We start from the raw sequence: 15,931 nt of genomic DNA on the forward strand, positions 1-15,931 counted from the left end.
CCGTTCCCATTCCGAACACGGCAGTTAAGCTCTTCAGCGCCGATGGTAGTTGGGGGTTTCCCCCTGTGAGAGTAGGACGCCGCCAAGCCATTTACGAGATCAGCCATCCGGCTGGTCTTTTTTACAGTTGTTATTGCTTATGTCTCTAATTGTTTAAACCTGTTAAAAGGTAGAGACTAAAAAAGATAATAAAGAAAGTTATATTCAGTATAGGAAAGTATATATACAAGGACAAACTATAAATGCATCTAGTGATAAATAAGCAAATAATTTCTGCTTCTATCTGTATAATCCATGTCTGTTTAAGACATAGGGACAGAATTCTTCGTTTCTGTAGGGAAATATGTTAAACTTAACGTAGTTCTGAAACTGTCATTGGGGGAATAGCCGATGGATACCTCTGCTAAAGATGAAATGATTTTTTCGTTTGCTGAATGGTTGAGAGACCAAGGCAAATCAGCTAATACAATCAAAACGTATACTGGTGTCCTTTCACAGTTTTGTGACCAGACACAAAAGATATTGATGGAGATTCATTCTGAAGATGTTCAGGATTATCTTGATTATTTAGAAAATTGCAAGAAAAGTCCAGGGACAATCGAAAAACACTATATCGCTCTAAATGTATTCTTTAAATTTTTAGGCAAGCCACAAGTAATGCTTTCCGTGGAACGCAAGGTTAAAGAGCACAAGCTAGAAGTGCCTGAAACTTTAAGCATAAAAGAGCAGCAAATCCTGTTAAGAGATATAGAAGCAGAAGGAAACCTTAGGAACATTGCCATCGTCTACCTTTTGTTGCATACTGGAATTCGCGTTTCTGAATTATGTGACTTAAATGGTCAGGACATCATCATGGAAACAGAGCGAAATTATATACTTGTCAGGAACGCAAAAGGTGAAATTGATAGAACCGTTCCCCTTACACTATCGGCTATACAACATGTAAAAAATTATCTTCATTCTTTAAAAGAAAAAGCAGATCCCTTATTCATCTCAAGTTATAATCAAAGGATCACTCCGAGGTCAGTTCAATATATATTAAAAAAATACAATGTACATCCACATAAATTGCGCCATACCTTTTGCCAAAGGTTAGTGGATAATGGAATAGCTATACAAACGATATCCAAGCTAGCCGGTCATAAAGATTTAAATGTGACCAAGCGTTATTTAAAAGAAAAATCGTTGGATTTGGAAAATGCGATAGATCAAACTTTCACCAAACACTAATATATAGAAATCAAAAAGGAAGGCGAGGTTCTTTCCTTTTTTTGTTTACATAAAAATCGGTTTTAAAAACAAACGAATTTCCTTGGAAATGACGACGAATAGGGCACTTATATCACGCGTGGCGGGGGTAGGGTTAAAAAGGAAGGAATCAAGTCATAAAGGCCTTGTCTAGAGGACTCAGGAAGCTGTTAAGGACGAAATGAAGTTGTATTTATTAATAACATTATGAAAATGAAGGCGGAGTAGAAAAATTCAAAAGTATTATTGTTGAATCAGAAAAGAAAGAGGGAATCCCCTTAATTAGGGATTCCCTCTTTCTTTTCTTTATTATTTAACTGTTTTTTTCTTCTTTTTACCTATTTTCATTATAACTTCATATACTACCGGTACTATGACAAGTGTAAGCAATGTAGAACTCACTAGTCCGCCGATAACGGTAATTCCCAAACCTTGTGATATTAATCCACTGCCTTCTGCACCGATTGCCAGAGGTATTAAGGCGCCTATTGTAGCAAGGGCAGTCATCAGGATTGGACGTAAACGGGTGGATCCTGCTTCGAGTAAAGCTTCCCGAATAGATAAACCTGATTCTTCATTTTTGATAACACGGTCCACTAATACAATGGCATTGGTTACGACGATACCAATAAGCATCAGGACACCCATCATTGCCGAAACGCTGATCGTCTCACCTGCAACGAATAGCCCTGCCAATGCCCCGATTACCGTGAATGGTAAGGAGAATAGAATGGCGATTGGTGCTAAGCCACCATGGAAAGTAACGACAAGGACAAAGTAAACGATAGCAATGGCTGCTAACATAGCGATTCCAAGTTGAGTGAACGACTCTTGGATATCTGCCGTTACTCCACCATAGTCAACAGTGACACTTGCAGGAAGGTCTAATTTTTCAACTTCCTTTTGTACCTCAGACGTTACTGCTGCTACATCATCCGATTTGATTGTTGCAGAAACGTCGGCATAAATTTTTCCATCGCGACGGCTTATTGTATCGGACGCCTTACCTTCTTCGATTTTCACAAGTTCTTTTAATGGTATTTCCATTCCCATTGGAGAAGTGATTTTCGTATTCTCAAGATCTTTTTTATCTTTAAATGTAGTTTTTTCTGTCTCGACATATACTTTGACTTCTTCTCCATCTTTCTTAATGGTAGTTAAAGCATCATCTTTGTTGGAATTAGCAATGGACATACCAACTTGTGCAGCTGTTAGTCCAAGATCACTAAGCTTTTTCTGATCTGCCACTAGTGTATATTGCTCATATGCATCGGAAAGACTAGAATCAACATCTTTTAGATCTTTATTTTTCTTCATGATGTTTTGAATATCATTGATTACAGGTTCAATGTCTTTTTGTGAATTTCCATATACATAAAGCGTCGTTTCATTGCTTGATGTTGGAGTGAATTCTTGTTGTTTCCATGTTCCAGGTGAATCAAGGCTGGTTAAATCCTTTATGACCTTTTCTTTTTTGTCCCCGAAGTTTTCAGTGTCATCATCATAAAGTACATAGAAGAGAGCCGAGTTACCCGAGCCGCCCATCATGCCGCTCATCATGTTTTCCCCTAGTGTGTATTGAACGGTCTCCACATCATTTTTATCCATGAAGTATTTTTCTACTTTTTCTGTTTGCTTTTCAATATCCTCTTTTAATTCGCCAGGTGCTGGGGTGTAAGTAACGATAATCGTTTTTTCTTCATCTGCAGGCATGAAGCTGACACCGATGCTTGGAATTAGGAATAAGCTACCGACTAATAATACAATGGCTGTACCGAAAGTGATTAACTTATGGTTTAATGACCAATTCAGTGCTTTTCGGTAGAATCCAGATAGTTTGCTTGGTTTTTCTTCATGTGATTTTAATTCCTTTTTAGATAGTCCATTTTTAAATAGAGAGTCTGCCATGGCCGGAACAAGAGTGATGGCTATTATTAATGAAGCGACTAATGCAAACACCATTGTTAAGGCGAATGGCATGAATAGTTCCCCTACAGCCCCTGTAACGCTTGCTAACGGCAAGTATACAGCGATAGTTACGATTGTCGATGACAGAATAGGGATGAACATTTCCTTTGTGGCTGAGCGAATTAATTCGCCGCCTTTTAATTGTTCGCCTTTTAAAGCCATTCTTCTGTAGATATTTTCAATTACGACGATGGAGTCATCGACGACTCGGCCAATCGCAACTGTCATGGCTCCTAGTGTCATAACATTTAAAGAGATGTCCAATTGTTTGAGCACCAACACGGCTGCTAACAATGATAGTGGAATCGAAATGACAGAAATTAAAGTCGTTTTAAAGTTCCTTAGGAAAAGCATGATAACAATGACTGCAAACAGACAGCCGAAAATTGCCTTACTTATCATGGTTTCAACAGAATCTTTAATTGGCTTGGCTTGATCTAGCGTAGTATTTGCGCTTACGCCTTTAAATTCTTCTTTGAAATTCGATACTACTTCATTTACTTCGTCTACGATTGCAACTGTATCGGCATCAGGTGATCTTGTAACCTGGATTCCAATCGATTCGCTTCCGTTTGTTCTTGAAATCGACTCAGCCTTACCGGTGACTTTAACATCGGCAATATCTGATAATTTGACATTTTGTAATTGGGCAGTGCCCGATGCCATTTCAGGGGATAATTGATTGGTTTCGGGTATGGTTTGCCCTGGCGTTCCAGTGTTAGAACCAGCCGTTAAAGGTATCTTTATATTTTTCAGGTCTTTTAATGTGGAAATGTTTCCATCCACAACGATCGTTTTTTCTTTATCATCAAAGTTATATATGCCAAGTGGCATGTTGATGTTTGCGGCCTGGATAACCTTCTTTACGGTCTCTTCATCGAGCCCGTATTGAGCCATTTTTTCTGGATCGAATACAAGGCTCCCTTCATTCACTTGTTGTCCGGAAATTGATACGGAAGTTACGCCGTCAATTCCTTCAAGTTTAGGCACTAACACCTCTTCGACATTTTTTGTAAGGGCTGGTAAATCCGAATCCTTATCTGTTACACTGAGTGCGACGACAGGAAAAGCGTTTAATTCTAATTTAGATACGCTTGGGTCATCCACTCCCTCAGGCAGTTCTAATTTCTCTAATGCTTCTTTCACTGCTTTTACAGCGTCATCCATATCCGTATCATAGTCATATTGTAATTGGATGGAAGAAACATTTGCCATTGAAGATGAACTGACTAATTCAACTCCTGATAAATTTGTGACTTTCTGTTCAATCGGGTTTGTGAGTTTATCTGCTACTTCTTCAGGTGCAGCTCCTGGATATACAGTGGAGATGCTTATTAATGGAGTCGAGATGTTTGGAATGGTTTCTTGCTTCATGTTTAAACCGGAGTATAAACCCGCTGCAACGATGATGATCGTAAGCAACCAGATTGCCAATTTATTCTTTAAAGAAAATTTAATTATTGAATTCAAACTTGTACCCTCCATACTTAAAATTGTGACTAGTCGGTCATAGACTCAAATATATAGTATATAGATTATGATTGCAACAGATAATATCTGTTAGTTTTATCATTGTGATTCCAAGGGTTTTGGGATACAATTTGGAAGATGTGACCCATTGGTCATAAACGGACGATTTTAAGAGATAGGATGAATTTGATGAATGAAAAACATAAAATGATCATAGACAAGTCTGTAGAACTTTTCGCGGAAAAAGGTTATCATGCCACTTCCGTTCAGGAAATTGCTGAAAAATGTGGGATAGCAAAGGGATCTTTTTATAATTATTTTAAATCGAAGGAAGAGTTACTCGTCTCCATTTTTAAATATTATTATGAAGCGTTGACGGACTCATTACTTGATTTTGAGTTGGACGCTTCATTGTCTAGTAAAGACAAATTTTTGAGGCAAATCACTGTTCACATTGAGCATATGACGGGAAATACAAACTTAATAAAAATGCTGATGCAAGAACAAATGGTCCATATCAGCAAAGAACTTGATCAGTTTTTACATTATATCCATGAAGAGGGCTTGATTTGGTTCAAGCGTAAAATCATTGAAATATACCCGGAACTTTCGGCTGACCTTCTGCCGGATTGCACAATCATATTAGATTCACTTTTCAAGGGATATATCGGAATTTTAATCAGGAAAAAAAATGCATTCGAAGTGGAATTGTTACCTAACTTTATCTTGAACCGGATGGATTCGATTATCTCCAGCCTGGAGGCCATGGAAGATCCATTACTGAAACAATTTCCTTTACCAGAATGCTCACTACGGGATTTGAGCCCAAAAGAGGAAATCCATTCGATCATCAGCAGAATGTTGGAAGTGGAAACAAGTAAAGAAGAGGGAATGGAAATAAGTAAAAATAGGGAAGCTTTAAAGGCAATTCAAGAAGAGTTTTCAAAAGTTAGGCCAAGTCCCATTATCTTGGAAAGTCTTTTGTTGTTTTTGGAGAAAAATGAAAAACGAGGTCCTTTGTGTTCAAAGCTTGTCTTAACGATGAAGGATTATTTGGCGAATATGTGAAGGCATTACTGAAAGGGGCGTATAGCCTCTTTTTTATTGATATCTTAGAGTTTAAAGCCATTTGAACTTTCCTATATTTGAATTATGAATGAGTTTCAACATCTGGTGGTTAGGAAAAAGTATGAGTAGTAGGATAGGAAATTTCTTTCATTAGTATGGGGTAAGAATCATGAGGTGGAAAAAGGGAATGCTGATTTATAATAAATGGCCTTTCACCCCTTGGGAAGCGGCCGTTGTTTGGGATTTTACCTGGAGGTACTTGCAATGACTTCTCCAGAACATTAAATATTCCTCAAAATGTTCGTCAGGCTGCGGAAGCAATAGTAAATGGAAAAGTTCGTTCAATTGATATCGGTCAGGCCAATAATGACTATTTTACCAATTTTTGAGGAATTGGGCTTATTTCTGATACATCAAGTAATATTGATGTGCAGGAAAAAACCAGGTTCGGAAAGATAGGATATTTATTAAGTGCGGTAAGGACGATTGGTGATAATGCACCCTTTTCCTATAAACTAGAATATGACGGGAATTTCATTGAAGGGGAAGGAATCATGATTTTGGTCTTGAATGGATGTTTTATCGGTACTAATTTATTGCCCTTTCCCATGGTTAGTCCAGACGATGGGGTCTTTGGCGTTGCCATCTTGGAAAACGCAAGCTTTGGTGCATTTTTAGAAAAAATGGCGATGAAACGTTCACGGATTGAAAGAACTATAGCCAAACGCCTACTCGAATTAGAGTCCTTGGCCATATGTATTAACTCCAAATTGGTGAGGAGGATTAAATATTAAGGGTAAGGTTATGTGTTTTTTTTGTTTCATTCATTCCTTATTTCTGCAATTGTTTCCAAAATAAGATAAAATATAGGATGATATATCATTTTTTGCAGGAGGAACACATATGGTGTACCAGGTCAGATTGTTAAAGGGCATTATAGAACCTCATCGGAGTCGTTATCAGCTGCAAAATGCAGAGGCAGTCACACGGCTTGGATGGAAATTACTATTTTTATATTTTCTTAGTATTATAGTATTTGCTATTGGTGGATATTTTGGCATTGGTTCTGAATCATTTTCCAAAGAAATCACGAAGATGAGTGTTAATGAATTTGAAACAGGAAAGTTTCTGATATTGGGCGGCAATATAATAGCAAGCCTAATCTACCCATCCATATACATATTTTTATCAGCCCTATTCTTTTGGATCGTTACAGATATCCCATACATAAAATTAGTTATCGTTCAAATGATCATTTTTGGGTTGCAATTATTGGAAAAAACGTTACTGATTCCTCTATTTGTATTAATGGATATAGGCAACGATTCTAATCCTTTCTCATTGGGAGTCATCGGTCAGTATTTTCTCAGAAGTGATTACTTTATTCACTTTTCCAGCGAAATCACCATTTTTCAATTTCTTATTATTGCCCTGCAATATTTCTATTTAAAGGAGTTTTCACAACGAAATAATTATTTGGTCCTTGTAATGATTGTTCTATTCTATCTGGCCACGTGGTTTGTTAAAGCCTTTTTAGCATACATCCAAGTGGGCGTATTTGTATAAGGCGGGTGAAAAGAATGAGCGGGAAATGGAAAGTGGCGGCGGTCTCTATTGCATCGATTGTGTTAATAACCGTCAACATATACCTAATTGAAAAAAAAGGAAGCAAAGTGGAACGAACTGTTTTCGTGGAAAACTGGTCAATGGTAAAAAAAGATACAATTACGGATACTTTTCAAACAAATGGGGTAATTAAGCCTGTAGAAGAGTATGATATCTATTTTGAAACCAAGAAAAATGATTTTAAGAAATTCCTTGTAAAAGAAGGAGATTCGGTAACGGCTGGCTCCTCGTTGTTTGAGTATACGACAACCGAACTTGATGCGCTTAAAGCGAATTTGGAAGCGGAGAAAACTGCTGCAGAGGGAGAAATTATAGGGATTGACGAATATATTAGGAAGTTAAGGGTTTCTCAAGGGACCCTTAACCGTGAGCCTGATAAAGCGGTCATTGATGAATCTGTGAAAAAAAACTTGAATATTAATATAACCACAAGCTCTTCAGATCTTATTAAAAGTAACATTGAGCAAGAAATGTACAAGCAAGAACTCGAAAAAAACAGTTTGAATGAAAAAGTAAAAATGCTTGATGCTAAATTAAATTCAATTGAGGAGAAGGCTAGAGCGATTGTGACGACGAGTGAAGCTGATGGTGTAGTTAAAAATATCAATAAAAACCTGAATAACCCGATTATATCCATCGTTTCAACAAACATGGGAATTGAAGGTGATTTCTCTGAAGAAGAGATGAAAAAGGCTGAAGTGGGCATGACTATAAAAGCAAGTTCCTCTGATTTAAAAAAGGCATTGAAAGGAACGATAGGCCGTATCAATTCCTATCCAGCAGAAGAGCCTTCACTAAAAAAGGATAACAGATTTCCATTTCAGGCTTTAATTGAACCGGAGGGTGAAGAAACCGAATCTTTGTTGGTGGGATCTAAAGTCAACCTTACTGTAATAACCAATGAGAAAGCCGGTGTACCCTCCATTCCCATAGAGGCAGTACATTACCAAAAAAATCCGTATGTCTACAAATTGACTAAAAAAGGCTATGTCGATAAACACTACATTACAAAAGGGCTTAAAGCAGAAGGTAAGCAAGAACTCATAAAGGGACCGTCGGTAGGTGATGTCATCCTGCTAGAACCGAATAGGGTAGTGAAGAACCATTCCTATTTTATTACTCCAATTCAATTTGAAAAAGTGAAAACTAAAACTTATAAAAAATTCACCTCTAGGGAAAAAGTAAGGTATCTATTACTTGGCATTTTGGAAAAATAACTGCTTCTTTCTTAAAGAAAGGGGATGTCAAATTAGTTATTATTTATATATCCATATAGCTTAAATGAGTAAAAATCGGGAAGTGTAATAATAGGTACAATCGTCACGAATACAGAATATTCAGACATGTTTAAAGATTTTTTCTAAAATGGACGAGAATAATTATTTACAGATTAACCTTTTTAGTATAATATTTTATTATAAGTTAACTCGCTTAATCTTATTCCAAGAACGGGGGACCCAATTTTGTGGATTTTAATCCACTAGGGGTGAATTCAGAAATGAAAGGGCAATTTGTGTTTCCAATTCCTAACCCGACAGCTAACCTCGTCAGCGTCTTTAAGGGAACATGTGTGAATATTCACGCCAATAAGAAATCGACACATGAAGTGTCTTTTTTTTCGGCGTAAAGACAGAGTTTTTCAAAAAAAGAAAAATTACTTTCTTTCTATTAGTATCTTGTTTCCCTTACCGAGACAAAATGTTTTTGCATCAAAGACTTTATGGAAGGTGAGGAAAGTATATGAAGAAGTTCAAATTAAGTTTAGCAAGCCAAATTTTCATTGGTTTAATTCTAGGGATTATCGTTGGTGCCATTTTTTATGGTAATGAGACGGCCCAAAGCTTTTTACAGCCATTCGGAGACATTTTCCTACGAATGATTAAAATGATTGTTGTACCAATCATTGTATCGAGCCTTATCGTTGCAGTTGCGGGTGTAGGTGATTTAAAAGCGGTAGGTAAACTAGGAGCTAAATCACTATCATACTTTGTGGTGGTAACTATGATTGCGATTGCTGTTGGTTTAATTTCCGCTAATATCATCCAGCCTGGTGCTGGTGTAAATATGAATAAGCTGGAACAGACTGATATCTCCTCTTATGTTGATACAGCAGAAACTAAGCAGCATGAATCGTTTGTAGATACACTCGTTCACATTGTACCATCCAATCCAGTTCAAGCTATGGTACAAGGCGATATGTTAGCGATCATTTTCTTCTCCGTATTATTTGGACTTAGTATTGCCGCTATCGGTGAAAAAGGTAAACCAGTATTCCGTTTCTTCCAAGGTACAGCAGAAGGAATGTTCTACCTAACTAATATGATCATGAAATTTGCTCCTATTGGAGTATTTGCCCTAATCGGTGTGACCATCTCCAAGTTCGGTTTGGAATCTTTAATTCCGTTAGGAAAGTTAGCGCTTTCTGTATACGGAACAATGATTTTCTTTGTAATTGTCGTTCTGGGTCTTATCGCAAAATTTGTAGGATTCAATATCTTTACATTGATTAAACTTCTAAAAGAAGAATTGATACTTGCGTTCTCTACAGCGAGTTCAGAAGCGGTTCTTCCGAAACTTATGGAAAAAATGGAAAAAGCGGGATGTCCGAAACATATAGCTACATTTGTTATTCCGACTGGATACTCTTTTAACCTTGATGGTTCAACATTATACCAAGCGTTGGCAGCTATCTTCATCGCTCAAATGTACGGAATCGATTTAAGTGCTTATGAGCAAATTACGCTAATGCTAGTGTTAATGATCACGTCTAAGGGTATTGCGGGTGTACCAGGGGTATCCTTCGTAGTTCTTTTAGCGACATTAGGAACAGTTGGTATTCCTATTGAAGGTTTGGCATTTATTGCCGGTATCGACCGTATTCTTGATATGGGACGTACAGTAGTAAACGTTATCGGTAATTCACTTGCAGCAATCGTCATCTCTAAATGGGAAGGTCAATTCAACCCTCCTTCCGATAAAGAATTAGAACAAGTATCTTAATACAAAAAATCCAGAGTGATATATCACTCTGGATTTTTTTGTGTTTGAAAAATGTATCCTTATTTTTGAACGATCCAGCAGCTGCAATCCGAAGAGAAAGCGTTGACATCATCGCTTTCATGGAATAATTCACTTCGGTAAAAGCTCTCGATGACTGAAAACCCTGTTTGTGGTTTATTGAAAGAAAGGTTCGTTGCATTGCCAAGGATAAAGGGGATATCCAGGTTATATTCTTGCGATATTTTTTCTTGAATCATGGCAGTAGTTAAATCTAATCACGCTCCACTTTGAAGTCCTTTTTTATACAATGCGAAGGCAGTTTGCTCCACATCCGATATCAAGGATCGTATCATCCTGAAATAAGTTTTTTTCTAATTCTGATTGCCACAAGTTGCCTCATGAAAAGAATTAATGATAAAACCTTTTCAATTTTATCCGTCGTCAATTCCTCCAACTCTTTGTTTTTCACTATTATTAAAAATTGTCGTGTTCGTTCCTTAACCTTATAGGTAATTATAGAGTTCAGGTATTCACATTATTTACACGATTCAGATGATGAATAATATTCCGGGTTATATAACTTACTTGAATACCCAAAAGTTTGATAAAATAACATTATTGATTGAGAGCTCGGAGGGGATCAGGTTATGAAGAATGATAACAATGATATCTTATATATGCATATGCAGGCTTCCGAACGGTTTGTCATTTTTAATGGACTCAATTTTCGCGAATTTGTCTATTCTTTGCCATATACCTTGGATTCCATCTTATTATTGAAACATCAATTTGATGGTGGGGAATACAATTTGAATGTCCTGCTTGATAGCGCTTCATCTGAGGATATAGCAAAGCTCGTTAAAGAAAATGTCCGGGCATATGGAGATTTCTGTTGGATCGATTTTGAAGAAGAGGAAGGGCTGGATGAATTGGATGGAAGGGAATTAGCTGAACTTTTATATTTAGGGCATGCAAAAACCCATCTGGACCCTCCATTTTTCCGTAAATTGAATAATCAATTTGTGTACCTTGCCCAGGATGATGGCTGGTTCAACAAAATTTATTTTCGTTCCCTTTCTACATATTATATGATGTTAGGGAGCCTGATTCCGCTAAAGCTGGAGCCTTTAAAAGTGGAGAGGACGTGGCTTGGAATCAGAAAGAAAAAAGAGCTGACGGCCATTCCTGCAGAAATCATTTCTTCTTTGGCTCATATTATGGCAGAGGGGCTCACTTTTTCCTTTCGGCATGTCAAGTACTCAAGAACGAAGATTGAGATACCGGCATGGGTGGTAGGGGATTATTTAAACATGGATGAGATGCATGATGACTTTTCGGATAGAAATATTAAGGAGCCGGATGTCTTTATCATCTTCAATCGAAAAGAAAAAGTGTGGGAAAGCGTTTTAAAAAATGAATCATTATCCTGATATTCCAACTTCCGGATGCGTGGATTGGATTATTTGATATCTTTGATTTTTTTAGGTGTAAGACTTACTATCTCATGCATAAAAGATATGAGAGGACGACACACAGGAGACAAGGAGTTGTGGCTTTGGCCTATTGGAAAAGAGTAGGTAATGGTAATGATTGGAAAGGTACCAATGATGGAAGTTTCGCTTTTCCCGTTTTAGTGTAAAATGATACAATGAACATGGTTAAAAGAATATTGGAGGGTAATAACTCATGAAAACTAAACTTGGTTTGCTTTATGGTGGAAAATCTGCGGAGCATGAGGTTTCTATGCAGACGGCTTTAGCGGTGATTAAGGCTCTCGATTTAGCAAAGTTTGATATATATCCGATTTACATAACAAAAGAGGGTTCATGGATTAATGGACCGAAGTTAACGGGACCTGCTGAGAGTGTAGAGGCTTTGACTTTTTCACCTGAAAAATCGAGCTCACCACTTGCGTTGCAAGCACATTCAACTGATGAAAATAGTGAATCAACAGGGTATGACGTAATTTTCCCATTGCTTCACGGACCAAATGGAGAAGATGGAACCGTACAAGGCATGTTGGAACTATTGAACCTTCCTTATGTAGGCAATGGCGTTTTAGCTTCATCAGCTGGAATGGATAAGGTTATCATGAAAAACATTTTTGCCCAGGCGGGGCTTCCTCAAGTTAAATACACTTGGTTCATTCGTTCTGAATGGGAAAAAAATACTGAAAGTGCCATCAAAAAGGTAGCTGATGAATTGGGGTACCCTTGTTTTGTCAAACCAGCTAATTTAGGTTCGAGTGTCGGTATAAGCAAATGTGATGATGCAGATGAATTGGAAAAAGCGGTTGCGGAAGCTTTTCAATTCGATCGGAAGATTATCATTGAAGAAGGGGTCGTAGCTCGTGAACTTGAGTTTGGCATTCTTGGAAATGATGAGCCATCTTGTTCAGTGGCAGGAGAAATCATCCCTAAGAAAGATTTCTCCTTCTATGATTATTCAGCAAAATATGTTGATGGTAATTCAGCGATGGTCATCCCAGCTGAGATAAAGGAAAGCGAGTACGCAGCTTTATCCGAAATGGCCATTACGGCCTTTAAGTCATTGGATTGCTCTGGATTGGTTCGAGCTGATTTCTTCTTAACTGAAGAGGGCCAAATCTATATTAATGAAGTGAATACAATGCCCGGGTTCACTCCTTTCAGTATGTTTCCGCTATTATGGAAGCACACAGGTGTCGACTATCCGACGTTAATTGAAAAACTCGTGAAACTTGCTTTGGAACGTCATCAAGAAAAACAACAAATCAAATATACAGTTTGATCACGCAGGTAATGTGTAGGTGAACTTCACAATTCTTCAAAAATTGATCTGATGGATTACAATCAGCAGGAGCCGGTGCGAATTTATACTGGTTTCTGCTTCATTTGGTTAATGGAAGAAGAGGGAGAGAGCGATTAACGGTTCGATGAATGTAGGAGGAACAAAATGATAAAGAGAACGTTAAAACAAGTACATGAAATGGCAGAGGGATTAAATGATATCAGTCCATTCCAGTCCAAAGGAATAAATGGGGTTACCATTGATTCAAGAACGGTTAAGGAAGGGTGTTTGTTCATTCCGCTTAAGGGTGGGCAGGTTGACGGTCATCAATATGTCAAGCAAGCTTTAGCGCAAGGGGCGGCTGCTTCTTTTTGGCAAAGGGATGTTCCGAATCCTCCAAATGATTTACCGATAATCATTGTTGAAAATACCGAAAAAGCACTTCAGCAATTAGCGCGTTCTTACCGACAGCAGTTGGATATAAAAGTCGTCGGGATTACAGGCAGTAACGGTAAAACGACTACGAAAGATATGACGGCTACGCTGCTGGCTACTACCTATAAAGTTCATAAAACCAATGGAAATTTCAATAATCATCTAGGTTTACCACTAACGGTGCTTTCGATGGAAGAGGATACTGAAGCGGCTGTTTTGGAAATGGGAATGAGCAGCCGTGGCGAAATTGAGTTTTTATCCAAAATGGCAAAGCCTGATGTAGCGATCATTACCAATATCGGTGAATCACACTTATTGGATTTAGGATCACGCGAGGAAATTGCGAATGCGAAATTGGAAATTGTCGAAGGTTTGGCAAAGGGTGGAACGCTGATATATCATGGTGATGAGCCATTGCTTCGTGATCGGATCAATAAAGATTTTCCTGATTTAAACGTAATTTCTTTTGGACGTACGGAACAAAATGATTTATTTCCACAGACCATTTACCAAGGGGCAGACAGTACAACGTTTACAATCGCATGTGGTGGAAAGGAAATCAATTATGAGATACCGGTTTTAGGCCATCATAATGTTCTTAATGCATTGGCAGCCATCTTGGTTGCTAAAGAATTCCATGTAGATGATTCAGCGATCCAAAAAGGTCTGTCTACCATTCAGTTAACTAATATGAGGATGGAATTGGTCCAGGGTGCAAAAGGGCAGAAAATCATCAATGATGCGTATAATGCCAGTCCAACTTCAGTTAAGGCAGCTGTAGAGTTGATTGAGGGATTATCTGGTTTCGAGAAAAAGATCCTTGTACTGGGAGACATGTTGGAGTTAGGGCCAAAGGAAAAAGACTTTCATTTGAAAATTGGTGAATTGATTTCTAATGAGCGGATCGATAAGATCTTCACATATGGTCCTTTAGCAGAGTTTATTGCGAAGGGAGCGAGCAAGGCTTTTTCATCTGAGAATGTTCGTCCTTTTCAAGATAAGCAGAAGCTTATAGAGGAACTTAAGTCGTCTACACAGGTAAATGATATCATTCTCGTTAAGGCTTCTAGGGGCATGAAGCTGGAGGAAGTCGTTCAAGCCTTACAAAAATAAAAAGAGTAGAAAAGGCCGTTTCTTATTGAATCGGCCTTTTTTATCGTACTTAAAAAAGTGTCCCGGAAATAATGCAAATATCATCGTTAATCACTGAATGCCTCATCCTTGAAACCAGTAGCTCCTGAAGAAGGTCATGTGTATCAAGATGGACATTTTCGATGAATTCCCTCTCGATATTGCCAGATCGGTCGATTGCGGATGATACGGGCGTTTTAGAAAGTCCATCTGTATAGATGATGAAACGGCTTCCTGGTTCATAATGAAATACTATTTTTTTTATGGGCATTTCAGGACTTAGCCCTATGGGTATAGTCCCTTCATTCAAATTGAGGAATTGATTGGTGCATGGGGAATACAAAAAGGCTGAAGGAAGTCCGGAATTCACATATTCGACGCGTCGCTCCTTTGTATCCACGTATGCAATGAAGGCTGTAAAACAAGCATGGTCTTTATATTCCCTTTTCACTCCTTGCAATAGATACCGCATATGCTTGTTCAGTTCCTCCGTTATGAAAATGGGGTCTTTTACACGTTTGATAAGCTCAGGCATCAATGTGCGTATGGACATGTTTATGAGTGCCGTATGAATGCCCTTTCCGCATAAGTCAATCATTATGAAGCTGTATGTCCTGTCGTCAACCTCCGTCCAGTAAAATAGATCCCCTGACAGTTCACTAGAAGGCTGGGAAAGCCCTTTGACCTCTATATCTTCTTTATTGATAGACAAAGGTAAACCTGAAAGTTGAAAGCCCTTTGCAATTCGCAGGCTCATTGCTGATTTCTGGTTGATCTTTTCTAGCTCCTGCCCCTTCATTTTCGCCGAAAACAGCTGCATGCTGATGTTTTGGAGTGACTTTAATTTAATCCTGACTTCTACTGATTCGGCAGGGACCGCCATGGTTTCATAAAAGGTCCTTTCTGGTAACGCCAGAGGGGTCTCCATACCTGAAGCACGTTTGTAAATAAATAAGATAGGGATTTCATAAGTTTCAGCTAAGGCGAACAACGAGGTTTGCTGCCAAGAATCTTTTGATATGTATAAAGGTAAAATAAATAATGATTTCATTAAGTCCGTTGATTCCTGGAATAGATGACTTTGATTGAGTGGATCCTCCAAAAAGGTGACTTTCTTGTTCATTGTCTTTAACATCAGACCAAGATCCTTACATAAAGGAATATCTATTGTGTATATATTCATATAACCCCCCCATTGTTTTATTGATAGGTCAAT

The 15,931-nt window shown here is 38.0% G+C and carries 12 protein-coding genes, 1 rRNA gene and 1 riboswitch; of the genes, 11 read left to right on the forward strand and 2 right to left on the reverse strand.

Annotation, left to right across the window (positions count from 1 at the left end):
- Together rrf and ACQKKK_RS25545 are read left to right on the forward strand one after the other, a co-directional pair.
- Window positions 1-88 (forward strand): 5S ribosomal RNA (rrf, locus tag ACQKKK_RS25540); the annotation flags it as partial.
- Between the two features lie 302 nt (window positions 89-390).
- A complete protein-coding gene (locus ACQKKK_RS25545; RefSeq protein WP_427619917.1) occupies window positions 391-1,230 on the forward strand; it encodes a tyrosine-type recombinase/integrase in 840 nt (279 codons plus the stop codon).
- Between the two features lie 327 nt (window positions 1,231-1,557).
- Here ACQKKK_RS25545 and ACQKKK_RS25550 read toward each other — a convergent pair whose 3' ends face one another.
- Window positions 1,558-4,686 (reverse strand): efflux RND transporter permease subunit, encoded by a 3,129-nt coding sequence (locus ACQKKK_RS25550; protein WP_427619918.1) that lies wholly within the window; start codon window positions 4,684-4,686, stop codon window positions 1,558-1,560.
- A 189-nt stretch (window positions 4,687-4,875) separates the two neighbouring features.
- Here ACQKKK_RS25550 and ACQKKK_RS25555 point away from each other — a divergent pair, with 189 nt between their 5' ends.
- The 9 genes from ACQKKK_RS25555 (at window position 4,876) to ACQKKK_RS25595 (ending at window position 14,697) form a co-directional block, all read left to right on the forward strand.
- The gene (locus tag ACQKKK_RS25555; protein WP_427619919.1) at window positions 4,876-5,754 is read left to right on the forward strand and encodes a TetR/AcrR family transcriptional regulator; all 879 of its coding nucleotides are present in this window, start codon (window positions 4,876-4,878) and stop codon (window positions 5,752-5,754) included.
- Window positions 5,755-5,954: 200 nt separating this feature from the next.
- On the forward strand, window positions 5,955-6,143 hold the full coding sequence (locus ACQKKK_RS25560) for a diacylglycerol/lipid kinase family protein (protein ID WP_427619942.1): 189 nt from the start codon (window positions 5,955-5,957) through the stop codon (window positions 6,141-6,143).
- A gap of 39 nt (window positions 6,144-6,182) precedes the next feature.
- The gene (locus ACQKKK_RS25565) at window positions 6,183-6,548 is read left to right on the forward strand and encodes a hypothetical protein (protein ID WP_427619920.1); all 366 of its coding nucleotides are present in this window, start codon (window positions 6,183-6,185) and stop codon (window positions 6,546-6,548) included.
- Window positions 6,549-6,657: 109 nt separating this feature from the next.
- Entirely contained in the window at window positions 6,658-7,320 is a 663-nt protein-coding gene (locus tag ACQKKK_RS25570; RefSeq protein WP_427619921.1) for a hypothetical protein, read from the forward strand.
- 14 nt (window positions 7,321-7,334) lie between these two features.
- Window positions 7,335-8,597: an efflux RND transporter periplasmic adaptor subunit gene (locus tag ACQKKK_RS25575; RefSeq protein WP_427619922.1), complete on the forward strand. Its 1,263-nt coding sequence runs from the start codon at window positions 7,335-7,337 to the stop codon at window positions 8,595-8,597.
- 201 nt (window positions 8,598-8,798) lie between these two features.
- Window positions 8,799-8,948: riboswitch (cyclic di-AMP (ydaO/yuaA leader) on the forward strand.
- A gap of 172 nt (window positions 8,949-9,120) precedes the next feature.
- A complete protein-coding gene (locus ACQKKK_RS25580) occupies window positions 9,121-10,380 on the forward strand; it encodes a cation:dicarboxylate symporter family transporter (RefSeq protein WP_427619923.1) in 1,260 nt (419 codons plus the stop codon).
- A 647-nt stretch (window positions 10,381-11,027) separates the two neighbouring features.
- Window positions 11,028-11,810 (forward strand): hypothetical protein, encoded by a 783-nt coding sequence (locus tag ACQKKK_RS25585; protein ID WP_427619924.1) that lies wholly within the window; start codon window positions 11,028-11,030, stop codon window positions 11,808-11,810.
- A gap of 256 nt (window positions 11,811-12,066) precedes the next feature.
- Window positions 12,067-13,149 (forward strand): D-alanine--D-alanine ligase, encoded by a 1,083-nt coding sequence (locus ACQKKK_RS25590; RefSeq protein WP_427619925.1) that lies wholly within the window; start codon window positions 12,067-12,069, stop codon window positions 13,147-13,149.
- 165 nt (window positions 13,150-13,314) lie between these two features.
- The gene (locus ACQKKK_RS25595) at window positions 13,315-14,697 is read left to right on the forward strand and encodes a UDP-N-acetylmuramoyl-tripeptide--D-alanyl-D-alanine ligase (protein WP_427619926.1); all 1,383 of its coding nucleotides are present in this window, start codon (window positions 13,315-13,317) and stop codon (window positions 14,695-14,697) included.
- Between the two features lie 49 nt (window positions 14,698-14,746).
- Here the strand turns inward: ACQKKK_RS25595 and ACQKKK_RS25600 are convergent, their stop codons facing one another.
- Window positions 14,747-15,898, reverse strand: a complete 1,152-nt coding sequence (locus ACQKKK_RS25600; protein ID WP_427619927.1) for a PP2C family protein-serine/threonine phosphatase — start codon at window positions 15,896-15,898, stop codon at window positions 14,747-14,749.
- Window positions 15,899-15,931: the final 33 nt, after the last annotated feature.

This window comes from Peribacillus sp. NPDC006672 (assembly GCF_050274955.1).
In the GTDB taxonomy this organism is placed as follows: domain Bacteria; phylum Bacillota; class Bacilli; order Bacillales; family DSM-1321; genus Peribacillus.

What these genes read in the sequence shown, in the direction of transcription:
- ACQKKK_RS25545 (WP_427619917.1), top strand. Translation starts at nt 391, where the DNA reads ATGGATACCTCTGCTAAAGATGAAATGATTTTTTCGTTTGCTGAATGG.
- ACQKKK_RS25555 (WP_427619919.1), top strand. Translation starts at nt 4,876, where the DNA reads ATGAATGAAAAACATAAAATGATCATAGACAAGTCTGTAGAACTTTTC.
- ACQKKK_RS25570 (WP_427619921.1), top strand. Translation starts at nt 6,658, where the DNA reads ATGGTGTACCAGGTCAGATTGTTAAAGGGCATTATAGAACCTCATCGG.
- ACQKKK_RS25575 (WP_427619922.1), top strand. Translation starts at nt 7,335, where the DNA reads ATGAGCGGGAAATGGAAAGTGGCGGCGGTCTCTATTGCATCGATTGTG.
- ACQKKK_RS25580 (WP_427619923.1), top strand. Translation starts at nt 9,121, where the DNA reads ATGAAGAAGTTCAAATTAAGTTTAGCAAGCCAAATTTTCATTGGTTTA.
- ACQKKK_RS25585 (WP_427619924.1), top strand. Translation starts at nt 11,028, where the DNA reads ATGAAGAATGATAACAATGATATCTTATATATGCATATGCAGGCTTCC.
- ACQKKK_RS25590 (WP_427619925.1), top strand. Translation starts at nt 12,067, where the DNA reads ATGAAAACTAAACTTGGTTTGCTTTATGGTGGAAAATCTGCGGAGCAT.
- ACQKKK_RS25595 (WP_427619926.1), top strand. Translation starts at nt 13,315, where the DNA reads ATGATAAAGAGAACGTTAAAACAAGTACATGAAATGGCAGAGGGATTA.
- ACQKKK_RS25600 (WP_427619927.1), bottom strand. Translation starts at nt 15,898, where the DNA reads ATGAATATATACACAATAGATATTCCTTTATGTAAGGATCTTGGTCTG.